General features: G+C 41.0%; 16 protein-coding genes. All 16 read left to right on the top strand.

The genetic code is table 11. The annotated features are described in order from the left end of the window. The first annotated feature begins 4 nt into the window (after nucleotides 1-4). Entirely contained in the window at nucleotides 5-955 is a 951-nt protein-coding gene (locus OC25_RS28280; protein ID WP_052266457.1) for a hypothetical protein, read from the top strand. Nucleotide 956: 1 nt separating this feature from the next. Then, the gene (locus OC25_RS27195; protein WP_052266458.1) at nucleotides 957-1,895 is read left to right on the top strand and encodes a hypothetical protein; all 939 of its coding nucleotides are present in this window, start codon (nucleotides 957-959) and stop codon (nucleotides 1,893-1,895) included. Next, a complete protein-coding gene (locus OC25_RS27200) occupies nucleotides 1,896-2,843 on the top strand; it encodes a hypothetical protein (protein ID WP_052266459.1) in 948 nt (315 codons plus the stop codon). A 26-nt stretch (nucleotides 2,844-2,869) separates the two neighbouring features. Beyond that, a complete protein-coding gene (locus OC25_RS27205; protein WP_156131581.1) occupies nucleotides 2,870-3,655 on the top strand; it encodes a hypothetical protein in 786 nt (261 codons plus the stop codon). Nucleotides 3,656-3,683: 28 nt separating this feature from the next. Beyond that, entirely contained in the window at nucleotides 3,684-4,646 is a 963-nt protein-coding gene (locus OC25_RS28285) for a tail fiber protein (protein WP_209435635.1), read from the top strand. Nucleotides 4,647-4,666: 20 nt separating this feature from the next. Next, nucleotides 4,667-5,908: a hypothetical protein gene (locus OC25_RS27215; RefSeq protein WP_167335443.1), complete on the top strand. Its 1,242-nt coding sequence runs from the start codon at nucleotides 4,667-4,669 to the stop codon at nucleotides 5,906-5,908. A gap of 3 nt (nucleotides 5,909-5,911) precedes the next feature. Beyond that, nucleotides 5,912-6,631, top strand: a complete 720-nt coding sequence (locus OC25_RS27220; RefSeq protein WP_052266463.1) for a hypothetical protein — start codon at nucleotides 5,912-5,914, stop codon at nucleotides 6,629-6,631. A gap of 1 nt (nucleotide 6,632) precedes the next feature. Continuing rightward, entirely contained in the window at nucleotides 6,633-7,550 is a 918-nt protein-coding gene (locus tag OC25_RS28290; RefSeq protein WP_052266464.1) for a hypothetical protein, read from the top strand. Between the two features lie 12 nt (nucleotides 7,551-7,562). Continuing rightward, entirely contained in the window at nucleotides 7,563-8,471 is a 909-nt protein-coding gene (locus tag OC25_RS28295; protein ID WP_052266465.1) for a hypothetical protein, read from the top strand. After that, nucleotides 8,472-9,437 carry a hypothetical protein gene (locus OC25_RS27235; RefSeq protein ID WP_052266466.1) on the top strand — a complete coding sequence of 322 codons (966 nt, stop codon included), beginning with the start codon at nucleotides 8,472-8,474 and terminating at the stop codon, nucleotides 9,435-9,437. Between the two features lie 274 nt (nucleotides 9,438-9,711). Then, nucleotides 9,712-10,950: a hypothetical protein gene (locus OC25_RS25330; protein WP_156131583.1), complete on the top strand. Its 1,239-nt coding sequence runs from the start codon at nucleotides 9,712-9,714 to the stop codon at nucleotides 10,948-10,950. Continuing rightward, nucleotides 10,938-11,303 (top strand): type II secretion system protein, encoded by a 366-nt coding sequence (locus tag OC25_RS25335; protein ID WP_039482755.1) that lies wholly within the window; start codon nucleotides 10,938-10,940, stop codon nucleotides 11,301-11,303. The genes OC25_RS25330 and OC25_RS25335 overlap by 13 nt, the downstream gene beginning before the upstream one ends. Then, nucleotides 11,284-11,760: a PulJ/GspJ family protein gene (locus OC25_RS25340; protein ID WP_039482758.1), complete on the top strand. Its 477-nt coding sequence runs from the start codon at nucleotides 11,284-11,286 to the stop codon at nucleotides 11,758-11,760. The genes OC25_RS25335 and OC25_RS25340 overlap by 20 nt, the downstream gene beginning before the upstream one ends. 1 nt (nucleotide 11,761) lies before the next feature. Further along, complete coding sequence (locus tag OC25_RS25345) at nucleotides 11,762-12,901, top strand: type II secretion system F family protein (protein ID WP_039482760.1); 1,140 nt, start codon at nucleotides 11,762-11,764, stop codon at nucleotides 12,899-12,901. A 154-nt stretch (nucleotides 12,902-13,055) separates the two neighbouring features. Then, nucleotides 13,056-16,187 (top strand): RHS repeat domain-containing protein, encoded by a 3,132-nt coding sequence (locus tag OC25_RS25350; protein ID WP_039482762.1) that lies wholly within the window; start codon nucleotides 13,056-13,058, stop codon nucleotides 16,185-16,187. An 8-nt stretch (nucleotides 16,188-16,195) separates the two neighbouring features. Then, the coding region (locus OC25_RS25355) for a DUF6443 domain-containing protein (protein ID WP_039482766.1) at nucleotides 16,196-18,562 on the top strand (2,367 nt) is incomplete at its 3' end.

Consider the following 18,562-nt stretch of genomic DNA (forward strand, 5'->3'; position numbering starts at 1 on the left):
TAACATGAAAAAACTATTTTTAATATTCATTTTCGCTGCATTTGTTGACAACTGTTTCTCTCAGGGCGCTATTTCAAACATCTTTCATGATGAAAGTAACGGACTTAATGTGATTGAGGGCACTACCATGGTTAATGATGCCAGTGCTAATGGTGGCACTTGTATGTTCAGGCCAGCCAACAGTGCTGGCGGAACCATCTGGGCAGGCCCTTATGTACCGGTTGCTGCTGGTAACTATCTCTTTCAGGTAAGGCTAAAGGTTGCTGCCAATACCTCAAACGCCAATCTTTTTATGCTGGATATTGTAAGTCAGTATGGCTATATAGTGCACGGAGCAATATGGATTTCACCCAGCATGTTTAAAGCCAGTAACGAGTGGCAATTAATCAGTATTCCAGTAGCTATACCACACGGAATTACCAATTTGGAAATGCGGGGAATGAATTACCAGCCTGGAGTAACCGATGTATATGTTGATTATGTTCAGCTTATTCCTTCAAGTGTAGCCGGGCTTTATTCAACCGAATTAACCATATCAGGTAAGGGCGATGTTGGGATAGGCACCATCTCACCACGTGAAAAACTCTCCGTAAACGGTAAAATCAGGGCGCACGAAATTAAGGTTGAAACTGCCAATTGGCCCGATTATGTTTTTGAAGCAGGTTATAAGGTTGGAACGTTGGAGGAGTTGGAAAGTTACATCAAGGCCAATAAACACCTGCCTGAAATACCGAGCGCAAAAGAAGTAGCAGAAAATGGCGTTCAGCTGGGCGAAATGAATAAGTTATTGCTGAAAAAAGTAGAAGAACTTACCCTGCACTTAATTGAGAAAGATAAGTCGATAAACAAATTGGAAACCCAAAATACACAATTAAAGGCAATACAAACCCAGCAAGAAAGTGTCATAAAGAATATTATGAAACGCTTAGATAAGATTGAGCTTAATAAAAAATAAAATGAAAAAAATAATAATAGTACTAACAATTGTTCTGGGTTTTTCCAAAAATGGTAATGCTCAATTAGGCGGGGCGAAAGGAGATGCATTTGAAATATCTAGTGTTGGAGGTACGACTGGAAACAACATGATGCATAAATTATGGCTTTATCGAAATAAAGCTGGTGTTGATTGGTTTTCTGCCTCATTACATGATGGCATTGCCGTTGACATTTCTTTTTTGCAGCCACAGTTAAACACCAGAACATGGTGGGAAAGAAACCCTTATACCGGCGAGCAGACCTGGGGCGATATGGCTGCAACCCATATGACACTTTCTGGAGGAAACCTTGGTGTAGGCACCTCAACACCAACTTCAAAGCTTGAAGTGGCTGGAGCAGTTGACTTGAAATACAACAGTATTGATGGCTATTGGTTAAAACATACTGATTTGGGAGGAAATACGATTGCTGGTTTTAAACGCTCGGGAAACGACCTCTTAATCAGGGCTTTTGATGGGATTGGTTTTTCGGTTGGCAATAGCGAAACTAAAGCGGTTACCATATTAACCAATGGTAATTTTGGGATCGGCACTACTGTACCATCAGAAAAACTCTCTGTAAACGGTAAAATCCGCGCCCGAGAGATAAAAGTAGAAGCCAACAACTGGCCCGATTATGTTTTTGAAAAAGGTTACAAGGTTGGAACGTTGGAAGAGTTGGAAAGTTACATTAAGGCCAATAAACATTTGCCCGAAATGCCTGCTGCTAAAGATGTAGAAACCAATGGAATTGCGGTGAGTGAAATGCTCAAACTCCAACAGCAAAAAATAGAAGAACTTACCCTATATCTGATTGAGCAGAATAAGTCTATCGGTACTCAAAATGAAAAGCTTTTACAACAGGGTAAACAAATCAGGTTACTTAAGAATCAAATTAATGCAATTAAAAAGAAAAAATAAATGAAAAGGCTGGTATTAATCGCAATGCTTGCTGTTGGCACTCTTGCTAAGGCACAAACTTTTGATGCCGGCGGCAATGGCCCGGCAGTAGCATGGGACGTCGCCGATCAGTTTAACTATTTAGGAAAACCTGTAGCTCATTATGGTTTAGGTTGGTATAGTGAAGCAATGAACATCCCTCCCTATATGTATATGTCGGGTTATGCAGGAATTAAGCTTTTTACCTGGGGAGAAGCACGGATGATTATTGATGGAAGTGGCAAAGTTGGAATAGGCACGCTTACGCCTTCAACCAAATTAGAAGTTACTACAAGCACTGATTACGATCAGATTGGTTTGACCAAAAATACTGTTGAATACTACAAAGGAGCCGGAGTTATTTTTAGAAACCTTGTCGATGATGGTAGCACTACAGAAATTGGCGGGGTACAGGCCAGGTTATTAGATGGAAGTACTGGTAATGTAACCGGATCTTTAAGCTTTTATACCAAAGCTGGCTCTTCAAAAGTAGAGGCCGTTACCATCAGTGGCGCAGGTAACATGGGCATCGGAACAACCAACCCATCAGAAAAACTAGCCGTAAACGGCAAAATACGTGCCCGCGAGATTAAAGTAGAAGCTACTAACTGGCCCGATTATGTTTTTAAGGCAGGTTATAAGGTTGGAACGTTGGAAGAATTGGAAAGTTACATCAAGGCCAATAAACATTTGCCTGAAATACCGAGTGCAAAAGAAGTAGTAGAAAATGGCGTTCAGCTGGGCGAAATGAATAAGCTATTGCTAAAAAAAGTAGAAGAACTTACCCTGCATTTAATTGAAAAAGACAAACAATTACAACATGAAGACCTGGCAATTAAAGGGCAGCAACAGAAGATTGAGGCGTTAGAAAAAAGCCATCTCGAATTGAAACAACAATTAGAATTATTAATTAATCAAAAAAATAAATAGGGTAAAACCTACTATCTAAACGCATTATGAAGACTAAGATTTTATTGCCGGCCTTTTTGTTGCTGGCGCAAATGGCTGTTGGCCAAACCAATACTTTTCCAGAACAGGGATATGTGGGGATCGGTACACTTACACCTGCCCATCCTTTACAGATTGTTGGTGGACACGGTGATACCAATTTAAGCCTTTTTTATCCTCATCCTTCTCCAAGCCAGCAAGCTAACCTTACACTTTGGGCTAGCGAACCCGGCTTAACCTGGACAGGTGCCGGAATAGGCAATAATGTAAGCAATTTCGTCACTCCAGCTGGCGGAACTACCAGAATAAATACAATTAGGGGTGGTTCATATTTAAGGTTGTTAGATGGTGAAATTAGAATGAATGTGGTTAAAGCCGATGGAGTTGATATTAATTCGCTGGCCATAAACCCGAATGGGAATATTGGTATCGGCACTTTAACACCTAACGAAAAACTCTCCGTAAACGGTAAAATCCGCGCACACGAAATTAAGGTAGAAACTGCCAACTGGCCCGATTATGTTTTTGAAGAAGGCTATAAGGTTGGAACGTTGGAGGAGTTGGAAAGTTACATCAAAACCAATAAACACCTGCCTGAAATACCGAGCGCTAAAGAGGTAGCAGAGAATGGCGTGCAGCTGGGCGAAATGAATAAGTTATTGCTGCAAAAAGTAGAAGAACTTACCCTGCACTTAATTGAAAAAGATAAAGCATTGAAACAGGAGCAAGCCAAAAACCAATCGCAGGAAGACAGAATTTCAAAACTTGAAGTACTGTTTAAAACTAAAAAATAATATGGTGAAGAAATTTATAACGACCTGTTTGTTTGCATTAACAACCCATGTTTTATTGGCACAAACTGTATTGACTGTTCAGGACACAAGAGCAACACCAACGATGCCGTATACTTACAACCGTTCTTTCGAGGCTCATTTTAAAGCCACGTCAGTACTGGGCCTTTCTACTGGATTTTACCAAACAGTGTTAGGTTTAAGAGGTTGGGCCGATGACTCAGGTGGAAAGGCACACGAACTAGCTTTTGGTGATGATAGTAAGATTTATCTCCGCTCTGGTTTTGAGAGTACAGGTTGGGAATCTTGGCGATCTTTGTTGGTGAGTAATGAGAACGGAAATTTTGGTCTCGGAACAAACAACCCAATTGTAAAACTTGATGTAAGTGGAACTGCCATTATTTCTAATCCTGATGGCACTAATTATAATGAAAATCTTCGTTTACCAAGTGCTACTTCAGGTTATGCAAGCATAGCTCTAGGAGCAGTGCCGGGTAATGCTGGTACTGGTTTAGGGCAATGGTCATTTGTTAAATTCCCTGAAGCGATGTCTTCGAAATTTAGTATCAGGCATAATAACGATGATCACTTTAATATTCTAACAAGCGGTAACGTAGGCATTGGTACCGCCAACCCAACCGAAAAACTAGCCGTAAACGGCAAAATCCGCGCGAAAGAAATTAAAGTAGAAGCCGCCAACTGGCCCGATTATGTTTTTGAAGAAGATTATAAAGTTGGAACGTTGGAAGGGTTGGAAAGTTACATCAAAACCAACAAACACCTGCCAGAAGTACCGAGCGCAAAAGAAGTAGCAGAAAATGGCGTGCAGCTGGGCGAAATGAATAAGTTATTGCTTAAAAAAGTAGAAGAACTTACCCTGCATTTGATTGAAAAAGATAAAGAACTACAAAATTCGAACAAAAGATTACAACAGATAGAAGCTAAACAGCATGATTTAGAAGCTTTAGTCAAAAAGATAGCTTCAAACAAGTAATTATGCCAAAACCAAACATTATGATTGACAATATAAGAATAAAACGAGTTAACCTTTTATTTGCTTTAACAATACTTTGGTTAACAGGTAGCGCACAGGATTTGCAAACAGTTACTCAAAATGGCAATAGCACTTCTCTAGGTATAAATACTGGAGCTGCTTCATCTATTTTTGGTGTAAATTTTAGTTTAGCAAATACCTATACCAAAAAACTGGTACCAACTGGTTTTAATTTTTGGTTAAGCAATGGTGCAGAAGATGGTAAACTGATAATGCCTTATAATAGCTCAGAAAATGCAAGGTTTCATAACCTGGGACTTTCTATTGATAAGAATGTGGGGATAGGAACTACAAGTCCATTAACAGGACTCCAATTGGGAAATTTAGGATCGGAGATAGCAGCTAAACAGATCAGCATTCCTGGAGTATATAATTTTGAAACTGTTAAGCTTGGGCAAATCGGAAATGGAAATAGTGCTTTAGAGTTTGTTAACCATTCAGGGCAAAATACCTCTTATGGGATGAGATTGACAACCAATATTGATAATGGTGGAACAGGTCTTCAATTTCAATATGCAGGATCTCAAAATAATTATGAACTCCTTAATTATCAAACAGGAATGTTTTTAGGGATTACAGGCAGTGTAGGTATTGGAACAACTATACCAACAACTAAATTGGAAGTCACTACTGGTAATAACTACGATCAATTGAGTTTGACTAAAACTACAATAGAGGGCGATAAAGGGGCAGGAATTGTTTTTAAGAATACGGTAAACAATGGTAGCACACCTGAAATTGGTGGAATTCAGGCTAAATTATTAGATGGAGGAACTGGATATGTTAAAGGTTCTTTAAGCCTGTATACCGTTAACAATGAAACAAAAATTGAAGCAATAACAATCAGGCCTCAGGGAAATGTTGGGATCGGAATAGCAACACCTGACGAAAAACTAGCCGTAAACGGTAAAATCCGTGCGAAAGAAATTAAAGTAGAAGCCAGCAACTGGCCCGATTATGTTTTTGAAGAAGATTATAAAGTTGGAACGTTGGAAGGGTTGGAAAGTTACATCAAAACCAACAAACACCTGCCAGAAGTACCAAACGCAAAAGAAGTGGAGGCCAACGGTGTAGCGTTGGGCGAAATGAATAAGCTCCTGCTTAAAAAGATAGAAGAATTAACCCTCTATGTTATCGAGCTTAAAAAGGAAAATGTGGCACAGCAAAAACAACTCGATCAATTACAAAAAACAACTAAATAAGCTATGAAAAAAATCTATTTAACACTCGTTTTAGCCTGTTCGCTGGCCGGTGCCAGGGCACAGAGCCAAATTATTGATGGTAATTTATCCATCGGCATAGATGGAAGTACAGTAGTAGGTGCAGGAAACAGGATTTATTTTAATGGAACAAGCTTCAATGGAGATGAACTGTCCATGTATAGATTTAATAGAGCAGCTAATATAAGCGATTTAAGAGTAAATATTGGCGATGATTACGGCAGCGGCGACGACCGTTTTGTATTGGGAACCACAAACTGGGTCGATGGAAAATATTATATCCACATGGTGGTTGGGGCAGATGGGAAAGTAGGTATTGGTACCGAATCTTTTGGCACCGAACGTTTAGCGGTTAATGGCAACATTAGGGCAAGGGAAGTAAAGGTAGAAGCAACAGGCTGGCCCGATTATGTTTTTGAGGAAGGTTATAAAGTTGGAACGTTGGAAGGGTTGGAAAGTTACATTAAGGCAAATAAACATCTGCCGGAAGTACCCAGTGCAAAAGAAGTAGCCACAAACGGAATCGAACTGGGCGAAATGAATAAGCTTTTGTTAAAGAAGGTAGAAGAACTCACGCTACATTTAATTGAGAAAGATAAAAATGCTGTGCAACAGGCCAAACAATTAAAATCGCAGGCAGAGCTGCTGGCCGTTTTTGAAGAACGCTTAAAAAAGCTTGAAAATATAAACGCTACAAAAAAGTAATATGAAACTGATATTAACGCTAAGCTTTGCCGTTTTATGCATAAACAGCTTTGCCCAGGAAACTTTACAATCAGTTACCGATAGGGGTACTACCACAAATAAGGAAATTCAATTCAGATCAGTGGCAAATCCAAACAAATATGCTTTCGTTGGAGGCTATCCAGGCTATGCAAGGATTGGTGCTTATGATATAACAACTGGCTATGATAATTTATTTATCGAAGCTGCAAACATAAGTGTTGGGCATTCTGCGCCGCGTGCTGTTTTTGACATTACCACCCCAATCCCTAATGGAGCTTTAGGCGCAGTATTTGGAAGATTACCTGAGGGTGATTATGCTGGGAATGGAACTTTTTTGGGTATACAAGGCCATAATACCAATGTCGTAGGAGGAGAAAGCTTTTCAATTGTACATAACTTTTACGGTCAAACGAACAGTGCTATCAATTTCCATAGAGGTGGAGATGTAACCGGAGGGTTTATTAGTTTCAGCACTAATGCCAATGAAGAAAAATTACGAATTGATGCTTACGGCAATGTTGGTATCAATACAACCAATCCTACCGAAAGATTGTCGGTAAACGGCAAAATCCGCGCGAAAGAAATTAAAGTAGAAGCCAGCAACTGGCCCGATTATGTTTTTGAAGAAGATTATAAAGTTGGAACGTTGGAAGGGTTGGAAAGTTACATTAAGGCGAATAAACACCTGCCAGAAGTACCCAGTGCAAAAGAGGTAACCGCAAATGGAATCGAACTGGGCGAAATGAATAAACTTTTACTCCAAAAAATAGAAGAACTTACCCTGCACCTGATCGAAAAAGACAAGGAAATCAACAAACTGAAAAAAATGGAAGCGAAAGTAAGCGAGCTCGATCAAAAACTCAATATGCTGCTGCAACAGCAAAATAAAACCCGTTAATATTGATATAAAATGAAATACCTGATTAAATTAATGCTCTTATTGCCCTTATTTGCGGTTCAGAGCAGCTTTGCACAAAATTCGCCCTTGAGTATTTGGGGTGATGGGCTTGATGGGTCTGTCTACCAGAAAACCGCTATTTATTCGCAGTTCCAGACAGGCTTATTGTTTGAAGCTCCTCTTGATCCAAGTGGAAACCGGTTACCAATTGAGTTCAACTGGCGTGGAGGAGGTAATAATACTGCCCTGAAAATACTACCCAACAAATATGTTGGCATTGGTACTGCAAATCCAGATAATTTACTTACCCTAAGAGGTGAGAATCCTACTGTTGATATCCAATCTACCGCTGATGGACAACGCCCAGGACTTTCTATGCGCTATCAAAACAGTGCTTATGCGGGTTCAAATATTTATTATTACACGGCCGATGCGAATACCTATTTTGATAACCTTTATTCAAATACAGCAGGTACAATTTATGGCAGTTTTAACTTCAGGAGCCGTGATGAACAATCGCAGTTAACCAGCAGGCTATTTTTAAATGGCCAAAACGGTAATGTGGGTATTGGTACTGTTAATCCAACCGAAAAACTGGCCGTAAACGGCAAAATACGGGCTAAAGAAATTAAAGTAGAAGCCAGCAACTGGCCCGATTATGTTTTTGAGGAAGGTTATAAAGTTGGAACGTTGGAAGGGTTGGAAAGTTACATCAAAGCCAATAAACACCTGCCTGAGATGCCGTCTGCCAGAGAGATCGAAACCAATGGTTTAGTGTTAGGTGAAGTGGTTAAGCTACAACAGAAAAAGATTGAGGAATTAACATTACACCTCATTGAAAAAGATAAAGAGTTGCGCAACATCGCTGCCAAACAAAAAGAAATGGAAACATTGCTTAAAAAACTAACCGAAAATAAATAAATGATGAAAAAACTACTCGCTTTGCCGCTGCTAATAGCTGCTTTATCGGGCTTTGCCCAAAACAACAGTTACCCAACAGCTGGTAGCCCGGTGGTATACGATTACTCGCCAACGCTTTTTCTGCAAAGAAATACCAATGATGGGGGATACACCCAGGGTGTGCAAACCAGACTTACTGATGGTACCAATAATTGGTTTTTCGGTAATTTATTAGCTGGGGAATGGATGGTTGCCAAGGGTGATTATAATAATCCAAAGTTAACAATATTAAGTAGCGGAAACACCGGTATTGGCACTACATATCCTACTCAAAGGCTTAGCGTTAACGGCAGCATTAACCTCGAAAATCCCACAGGTGGAAATTATCTGGGCTTTGGTATAGTTGGTTCAAGTGAGTATAATACTTTAGGTAGCATGTATTCATCTGCAGGTTTAGTATTGGCACATGGTTTAAAGCCGAGTACTACCGTTGCAGGCTTAACTTATTCCTACGGTAATATGTCGAGGAATGCAATTGTACTGGGCGATAATTTCAGTTTCGGCGGGATAAAGTTTTACACGAAAAGTGCAAGTGAAGAAACAGTTGGTGCACCGTTTGTGGCCGACGCAGCTATGCAGCTTACAGATGGAGGGAACCTCCTGATTGGAAAAACAACCCAGGCCAATACGGCTTATAAAGTAGATGTAAATGGTAAAGTGCGTGCCAACGAAATTGTAGTAAATACCACCGGAGCCGATTTTGTTTTCGAAAATGGCTACCCTTTGCGCCCCATTGCCGACCTCGAAAAGTTTGTGAAACAAAACCGCCACCTGCCCGAAATACCATCCGCTAAAACCATGCAGCAGGAAGGTGTGGGTATAAGCGATTTGCAAACCCGCTTGCTGCAAAAAGTGGAGGAATTAACGCTCTATATCATTCAGCAGCAAAAGGAGATTGATGAACTGAAGAAGAAAGTTAAGCATTAGGCAGTTTTTAGTTGGCAGTTATCAGTTTTCAGTTGGCAGTTTTCAGTTTATCTCATAATCGATTAACCAACTTGAACAATTAACCAGTTAACCAAAAGCAATTATCAATTAGCAATGAACGAATGACCAATTAGCAATAACCAATAACCAATTAGCAATAAACAATTATCAATTTGGAAATGAACCAATGACCAATGAACTAATGACCAATAAACAATTTGCAATGAACTATTGACTAATGAACCAATGACCAACAAACAAATGAACCCTAAATATGCTTAAAGCAGGTGCTTTATATTTTTCCATTATTGTAGCATTTATCATCGCGGTAATTTGTGCCTCGCTCATTATGCTGGCTGCGCATTACCGGGGTAGTTACCTCAAAGAAGTACGCATGGCCCGGCTTAGCCGCAATATGGATTCGGGTATTGCTTATGTACTGGCACAAGATGCAGCTAACGAACAAAACAACCTTGCTTTAGATCTTTTTGGCGATGAAACCGATAGCGTATTAATTGAGCAAAAACACTGGGGCATTTTTAACCTGGCAACCGTTAAAAGTTTTGTACTGACCGATACCCTTAAACAGGTTTTTTTAATGGGGCACGAAACCACCAGCGATGCCGTAGCCGTGTACCTCAGCGATGAAGACCGGCCTTTATCCGTTAGTGGCGATACCCGCATTACCGGCAATGCAGAAGTGCCCAAGGCTGGTATGCGTAAATCGTATGTCGATAGCCGGCCCTACTCAGGCGATCAGCTGGTTTATGGTAAAATTAGCGACAGTAAACGGACTTTAAATGGCCTCGAAAGCAAATGGATTAAGGAAATAGAAACCGAGCTCGATTTTGATCCGGCAAAACTTCCCACTTTAAATGGGGGCGATGAACAGGTTTCTTTTTTCGCTGAAGCTAAAAAGTTTAACGCATCCGCCCTGAGCCAGCTCGGTACCCAGCTTTCAGGTCAGGTTATATTGTATTCAGATACCACTGTAAAGATTGCTGCCACCGCGCAGCTCGATAATACCATCATTTACGCCAAAAGCATTGTGGTGGCCGATGGTTTTAAAGGCAATTGCCAGCTTTTTGCACGCGATTCCATTACCCTGGGCAATGCGGTTACGCTAACTTATCCATCTGTATTGGGATTGGTGAGTAGAGAAAAAATGGTCGATCAGGCTAAGATTACACTGGGGAAAAATAACCGCTTCGAAGGCATCATTTTCAGTTACGAACCCAAAAGATCTGCCTTGCAAACGCTGGTAAGCATTGGTGAGCAAAGCAGCGTGCAGGGCGAGGTTTATGCAACCGGCTTGCTTAAGCTCGGTAAGCAGGTTAAAGTGGCAGGCAAAGTTTCCTGCAACCGTTTTATTATGCAAACACCTGCAACCCTTTACGAAAATTTTTTAATTGATGTGGTTTTAAACCGGAAGGCCCGGAACCGCATGTACCTCAGTTCGGCCATATTTACCGGCGTGGCCGAAAACAAGAAGATATTGCGATGGGAAAATTAAAAGGCAAACAACTTCAGGCCTCTACACTGATTGAGGTACTCATTGCCATGGTAATTATCATGGTGGTTTTCTCCATTGCCATGGGGCTGTTTTCTAACGTGCTCAGCACCGGGGTTTCTATGCGTAAAGTACGTGTAAACCAGCAGCTCGAATGGCTCAGGCAACAGGCCATTAAAAACGGCAAAATAGAAAGCGGTCATCAGGTTATTGATAGTATCGATTACGAATGCAGTACCCTGAAACAGGAGAAGGCAGGCATGGAGATTTTAGAAATTAAAGCAACCGATAACGGGGCGCAGGCCGGCAGTATCAGGTTCCTTTTAAAAAAGAACAATGAAAACACAACGGATTGAGGCTTATACCCTGATGGAAGTAGCCATCGCCATGCTTTTGGCCGCCATATGCATCAGTATCTGCTATACCGCTTATGGTATGGTGGGCGATTATTTTCAGGCTTTCCAAAAAAGAAATGCTGTGGCCGAAGAAGTACTAACCTTACGCAGAACCATGGAGAAAGACATTTTAAGGGGACGTTACCTCATCAGAAGCACCGATGGGATCGATATTGTAGGCGATAGCCTCGGCATATCGTACCATTTTGCAGAAAAAGCCGTGTTAAGGAAGGTAAAAGATTTACGTACCGATAGCTTTCATGTAACACCTGCACAAACCCATTTCCTTTTCGAAGGCAGGGAAACCCTCGAGCTGGATACTGTTGATCAGGTTAACTTCATGCTCACACCCGATAAACAACCTGCAATTCCCATTGCCTTAACCAAATTGTACAGCGCGCACGATTTACTTCATTAACATGCCATCAATAGATATTTCAAAATACCAGAAAAAAGACAGCGCCCCTCAGCAAAAAGAAGGGGGCGGGGCATTTGCTTTTCTCAGCAAAGACATCTCTTTTAGCAAAGGGAAACTTTCTGATAAGAAAAAGGAAGGTTTTTACAACGAACTCGGTACGCTTATTCGCTCCGGTATCGATATCCGCTCAGCCCTCGAGCTTACCTCAGGTTCGTATAGCCACAAAAAGGATGTGGAGCTTTTTGCTGCGGTGCAAAAGCAGGTAATAGCCGGTAAATCGCTTTCCGAAACCATGCAGGCCGAATCTAAGTTCAGTCCGTACGAATATTACAGCGTTAAAATTGGCGAAGAAACCGGTAAACTGGGCGAGGTACTCGGCGAGCTGGCCAAATACTACAAAGCTAAAATCAGCCAGCAACGTAAAATTATCGGCGCCATTACCTATCCCTTGCTCGTACTGTTTACCTCTTTTGCAGCGGTATTTTTCATGATCAAGTTTGTGGTGCCCATGTTTGCCGATGTATTTAAACGCTTTGGCGGCAAGTTGCCTTACATCACTTCGCTTATCGTTAGTTTTTCCGATTGGTTCGATCGCTACATCTACCTCATGCTGTTTACGCTGCTGGCACTCGTTGCGCTTTATTTCATTAACCGCAATAAATTCTGGTTTAAAAAAGGAGCTGCATTGCTCTTGCTGCGCATCCCCCTGGTGGGCGAAATTACCCGCAAAGTTTACCTGGCCCGTTTTGCCAATACCATGCGCCTGCTCACCGAAACCAATACCCCCTTGCTGCAGGCCCTCGAACTGGTAAGGCAAATGATTACTTTTTACCCGGTCGAAAATTCGCTCCGCCTGGCCGAAAAGGATATCCTGCTCGGCAGCAGCCTTTCATCGGCCCTGGCCAAATACAGCTTTTACCCGGCCAAATTTATCCAGATGATTAAAATAGCCGAAGAAGTAAACCGCCTCGAATACTTTTTTGAGCAGCTGGCCGAACAATATACCGAAGAAGTAGAGTACAAAACCAACGCCATCAGCGGCCTGCTCGAACCTTTAATCATCATCTTTCTGGGCTTGGTAGTAGGGGTAATCCTCATTGCCATGTATTTGCCGATGTTCCAGATGAGTAGTAGTTTTTAAATAATAATTAATCTATAAATAATGCTTTACCAAACCTTGCATCGCACGAATCGCTGGATTTTTAACTATAAAATTCAAGTGTTTAATTGGCCGATTTATCATGGAATATGCCTCCAATTCAAATTCATTTTTTTTAAAATAAATACTCTCTAATATGATAAGAAAAACCATCTTAAAAATAATTATGATATGCTCTGCTCTTCAAGTAATGGGGCAATCATCGCAAAATATAAATATGCCGGATCTTGAGGTAAAGCCAACATCTCCAAACGCAGCCTCTTTAGGAAGATATGGAGAAATTCCGGTTGGACTTTTTACAGGTGTACCTGAAATTAATATTCCTTTATACAGTATTAAACTAAAAAGTTTAACTATACCGCTTGCTGTAAGTTATCATGCAGCAGGGAACAAAGTAAATGATATAGCCAGCAATGTAGGTTTAGGTTGGAGTTTAGCGGCTGGTGGTGCCATAACATGTTCAGTAAATGGATTGCCAGATATCCAGGAAGGTGGATGGCTACAAACTGCAAGTCAGAGTGAAGGGTATAGTAATACCACCGCGGACTTTGGAAATGAAGTTATTAATACCTATGTGAATTATCCTGAATTTATACTCCTAAATTCATCAGTAAATCTTCGTACAGTAGATACCCAACCCGATATGTTTTTTCTAAGTCTTCCAGGGAAGTCTATAAAATTTTTCTTTGATAGATCAGCGAAGATCGTAACGGTTCCATATGACCCCATTAAAATTGAATTTCTTGGGAGTACCTTAGGTTTTAAGGTAACTGATGAAAATGATAATGTGTATGAGTTTAAAACGCTAGACGTATCGAATACCAACAATCAGACAAATACCAGTTTTTTACTTTCAAAAATTATTAGTGTTAATAATGAACAAGTTGATTTTAATTACAACACTACATCAGTTACAACATTTTGGAACCAGCCTTCTGAAACCCGGTATTTTACAACTCAGGGATTTTGCTCGAAACAGGATGTTGTGAGCCAAAGCTATACTTATGCTCATGACAGCAGACTAACTTCTATTAGTTGCTCAAATGGTGAAACTGTTAATTTTGAATATAATTTCGATCGGCTTGATTTACAAGGAGCTAAGGCACTAACCAACATTAAAGTTTTAGATGCATCGTCAACCACTCCGCTGGTTAGCTATTTATTTTCATATACCCATACAACCGCTGATGGAGCAGTACAGCCACAAGATAATTTCCGGTTAAGGTTACTTTCTATTCAAGAGGAAGGTAAGCCGGCATATCAATTCTCTTACGATATACAATCTTTGCCGAACAGATTGTCTAAGAACCAAGATCATTGGGGCTATTATAATGCGGCAAGCAATACCACATTGCTTCCGGCAGATGCATTTAACAACTTTCCTGTTGGTGCTAATAGGGAGCCGGTTGAATTTGCAACTCAAGCTGGGATTTTAAAAAAGATAATTTATCCAACTGGTGGAAGTACAGTGTTTAATTACGAAGGTAACAGGGCCGTAAAATCTGGTATTGAAAATAAAATTGCATATGTTACAGCCTTATCACAAGACAATACAGTTATTACCAGACCCTTTACTGTTGTTGATGGTTCGACAGCTTTTAAAGCTTACTTTAAACTCACATCTGGCCAACAAACTGACCCTGAGACTGGTTTGGCAATAAACTGCAGGGCCAGAATACTTGATGGACAAGGGAATGTTGTTACTTATTTTGCGGGAACGAGCAACTTTGATGGCGATCCTTACACTACACTTCAACCAGGACAGTATAGTCTAGAAGTGGAGACTACTGGCAGTTACCCCGGGAACTTTAAATTGGAATGGTCTTATCAGGAATATGAATCAAATGAGGTACTTGCAGGAGGACTACGTATTGCCTCTATTTTAGACTTTACCGGCAATGAGCTGGGATTGGCAAATACAAGGCGTTTTGAATATAAGAAGAAAAGCGGGGAGTCATCTGGTGTTAATAAATTTGAGATTTATTACAGTTATGATATTTCCAATAGGATTCAAGTAACTGGAAATTACCCTGAATGTCATTTTAAGGCTCAGTCATCTAGCGTGCCACTGGTTTCTATAAAGGGGAGCCCTGTTTATTATACGGATGTAATCGAATATAACGAAACCAAATCGGCAAAAGGATATACCTTGCATCGTTTTTCAGAATCAACGAGCAATTCATCTAAAGCAAATTTTCCTTTTGCTCCTTTATACGCGCATGATTGGATTGCAGGATTGCCAATAGAAACGATAGATTATAAGTTCAGTATTCAGTCTAATAATTATTTCCCTGTAAAAAAAGTTACAAATGATTATAATACGGTACTGGGGCATGATAATCCTGCATTAAACGAGCGTTATGTTGTAGGATTTAACTCTATTCAAAGCCAGCAACCGGTAGGTTTCGTAGCTCCTGTATTTAAGTCTGAATTTTTTTCAATGGTTTCTTCATGGCCATTTTTAAAACGAAGTGTAGAAACGGTTTACAATCCAGCCGATACGACAAAATACGCAACTGTAGAAAACAAGTATTTTTACGATAATCCAAATCATGGTAAGCTTACCCGTCAAGAAATTAGTACAAGTAAAGGAGAAAAATATAGCATCCTTTTCCGCTATCCAAAGGATTATGACCAAAACTATGGCTATGTTTCTAGCCCCGTGGTTGAAAAGAGGGTTATGCTTAACAATGGAAGTACAGACCGCCTTGTAGATGCCGAAATTACTGCTTACAAAGCTGGCGGTGGGATGTTTCCAAGCGCTTATTATAATTTAAAAAACAATATTGCCTTAGCGCCATCTTCAGTGCCAATGTATTCAGGAACAGCGATAGACCTTACCAAATATGAAAAGAGAGCAGATTTTAGCTATGATGGAAATAATAATTTGATAAAATTAACAAAAGAAGAACAAATTAATACAAGCTATATTTATAGTTATTATGGTAGGTTTGTAATTGCCAAAATACAAAATGCCGAATACTCTTCTATCGAAGCATTGTTAGGTGGTACAAACAATATAAACACATTCCGTAATTCCAACCCTTCAGCTACAGAGGTAGCTAATTTCCTTGCTTCTTTAAGAAGTGGGTTGCCTAATGCCCAAATTACTAGTTATACTTATAGCCCCCTTGTTGGCATGACCAGCAGTACCGATGCCAAAGGCATGACTACCTATTATGAGTACGATGCCTTTCAGCGCTTAAAAGCCGTAAAAGACCAGAATGGCAATATTTTAAAACAAACTGATTATCACTATAAAAACTAACGCTCCCGATGAAAAAACAAATTAAACACTTTGCTACAGCAGCGTTCTTGTTGTTTGGTAGCCATGCCTTTGCCCAAAAAGTGGTATCGGTGCATAATGGCGAAAGAGAAATCAGTGCCCCCACCAGTGTAACGCTTATTGATGGTTTCCAAACCACCGGGCCGGTACGTATTTTTACCACCGGGCTAAGCTACCTTAACTGCCAACCACTCTCCTCAACACCTAGCACCAACCAAAATTATATTCTTACGCGCAGCTTTAAAATACCTGTAACCGATGCTACTCTGGGCAACAGCCGTAACATTTGCGAAGAAAACCAGACCATCCAGTATTTAGATGGCCTGGGCAGGCCCTTGCAAACCGTGCAGGTACAGGGTAGCCCCGGCTTTAAAGATATTGTACAGCCTGTAGCTTACGATGCTTTTGGCCGCGAGCAATTTAAATACCAGCCCTATGCTGCACAAAGCGGCACCACAGGCAATTACCGCGCAGCTGCGCTGGCAGATCAGCTGGCTTTTTACAACAGTCCTACAGCTGGTGTAAAAGCTACCGCCTATCCCTTTGCCGAAACGGTTTTCGAAGCCTCGCCGCTTAACCGTGTGTTGCAACAAGGTGCGCCTGGTGCCGACTGGCAAATCAGTGCGGGCCATACGCTTAAAACCGATTATGGCACCAATGCGCAGGATGAAGTGAAACTGTGGACGATAAACATTGGCGACAATGGCGCAACAGCGGGTGCTTACCTGCCGGGTAAACTCTACAAAACCATTGTTAAAGACGAAAACTGGGTATCGGGCAATGCCGGTACCACCGAAGAGTTTAAAGATTTTGAAGGGCGTGTGGTATTGAAACGGGTTTGGGAAACCAATAGCAAAAGCCTGAGTACCTATTATGTGTACGATGATTTGGGTAACCTGCGTTATGTATTGCCACCCGCTATAAACGAAAACGGACAGGCCTTAAGCAGCTTTGACGAAACCCAGAATGTTTTCGATCAGTTTATTTACGGTTACCATTACGATGGGCGAAAAAGGTTAGTAGAAAAGAAAATCCCGGGTAAAGACTGGGAGTTTATGGTTTACAACAAACTCGATCAGGTGGTGATGAGCCAGGATGCCAACCAGCGGAATAATAGCCAATGGTTGTTTACAAAATATGATGCCTTGGGTAGGGTAATTATTACAGGGCTTTATACCGATGGTAACAGTCGTGCAGCTTTGCAGGGCTCGGTAGATAACCAAACAAATATTAACCAGCCCTTGTGGGAAACCCGTAACAATGCCGATGCCAGCGGGATCGGTTATACCAATACAACCATTCCAACCAGTATTACAGCTTACCATACGGTAAACTATTACGATGATTACGATTTTGCAGGGAATAGCTTTGGGCCGCCCTCAGGCAGCCAGGCTCCTGCAGCGCGTACCAAAAGCCTGTTAACAGGTACCAAAGTGAAGAACCTGGGCACGGGTGCCATGCTGCTCACCACCAATTATTATGATCTGGAAGGGCGTATAGTACAAAGCAAAAGCAGCAACCACTTAAATGGTACCGATGTGGTAGATAATACCTGGAACTTTGATGGCAGCCTGAAAGCCAGTACCCGTACGCACACGGTAGGTGGGGTAGTTACTACCATTGCCAACCGTTATGAGTACGACCATGCCGGCCGTAAACTGGCTACTTTCGAAAACATCAATAACCAGGGCGAGGTAGCTTTGAATCACCTGGAGTACAATGAAATTGGCCAGCTGACTAAAAAGAACCTGCACAACGATAGCCAGGCTACTATCTTTGCCTACAACGAACGTGGTTGGATGAAGAACAGCACTTCCGATCAGTTTAGCATGCAACTCGATTATCAGGATGGTGTTGCACAAGGCTACAACGGTAACATTACCAAACAATACTGGGATTGGACAAATACCGCAAACCCAACTGCAAATATTTTTAACTACGGTTATGATAAGCTGAATAGACTGCAAACTGCAGCAACAGTTGCAGGTGTACCGATGAGTGAAGCCATTAGTTACGATGTAATGGGGAATATTGCTAGTTTAACCCGCGATAATCTTACTACCAACAGCTATACCGGTTACGATGGTAATAAGTTAACAGCTATTAGTGGTTTTATTAACAGTACTTACAGCTACGATGTTAACGGTAACCAGAAAACCAATACGGCCAGGGGCATTACAAACATTGATTACAATTACCTTAACCTGCCTGTTTCTATTGCAGGCCCGAATGTAAGCTATACCTATGATGCTGCCGGACAAAAACTACAAAAACAAGCTGGTGGTACCGCCACCAATTATATTGATGGTATTCAGTACACCAATAACAGTATCGATTTCATTCAAACCGAAGAAGGC

This window comes from Pedobacter kyungheensis, assembly GCF_000812965.1.
GTDB classification, from domain to species: domain Bacteria; phylum Bacteroidota; class Bacteroidia; order Sphingobacteriales; family Sphingobacteriaceae; genus Pedobacter; species Pedobacter kyungheensis.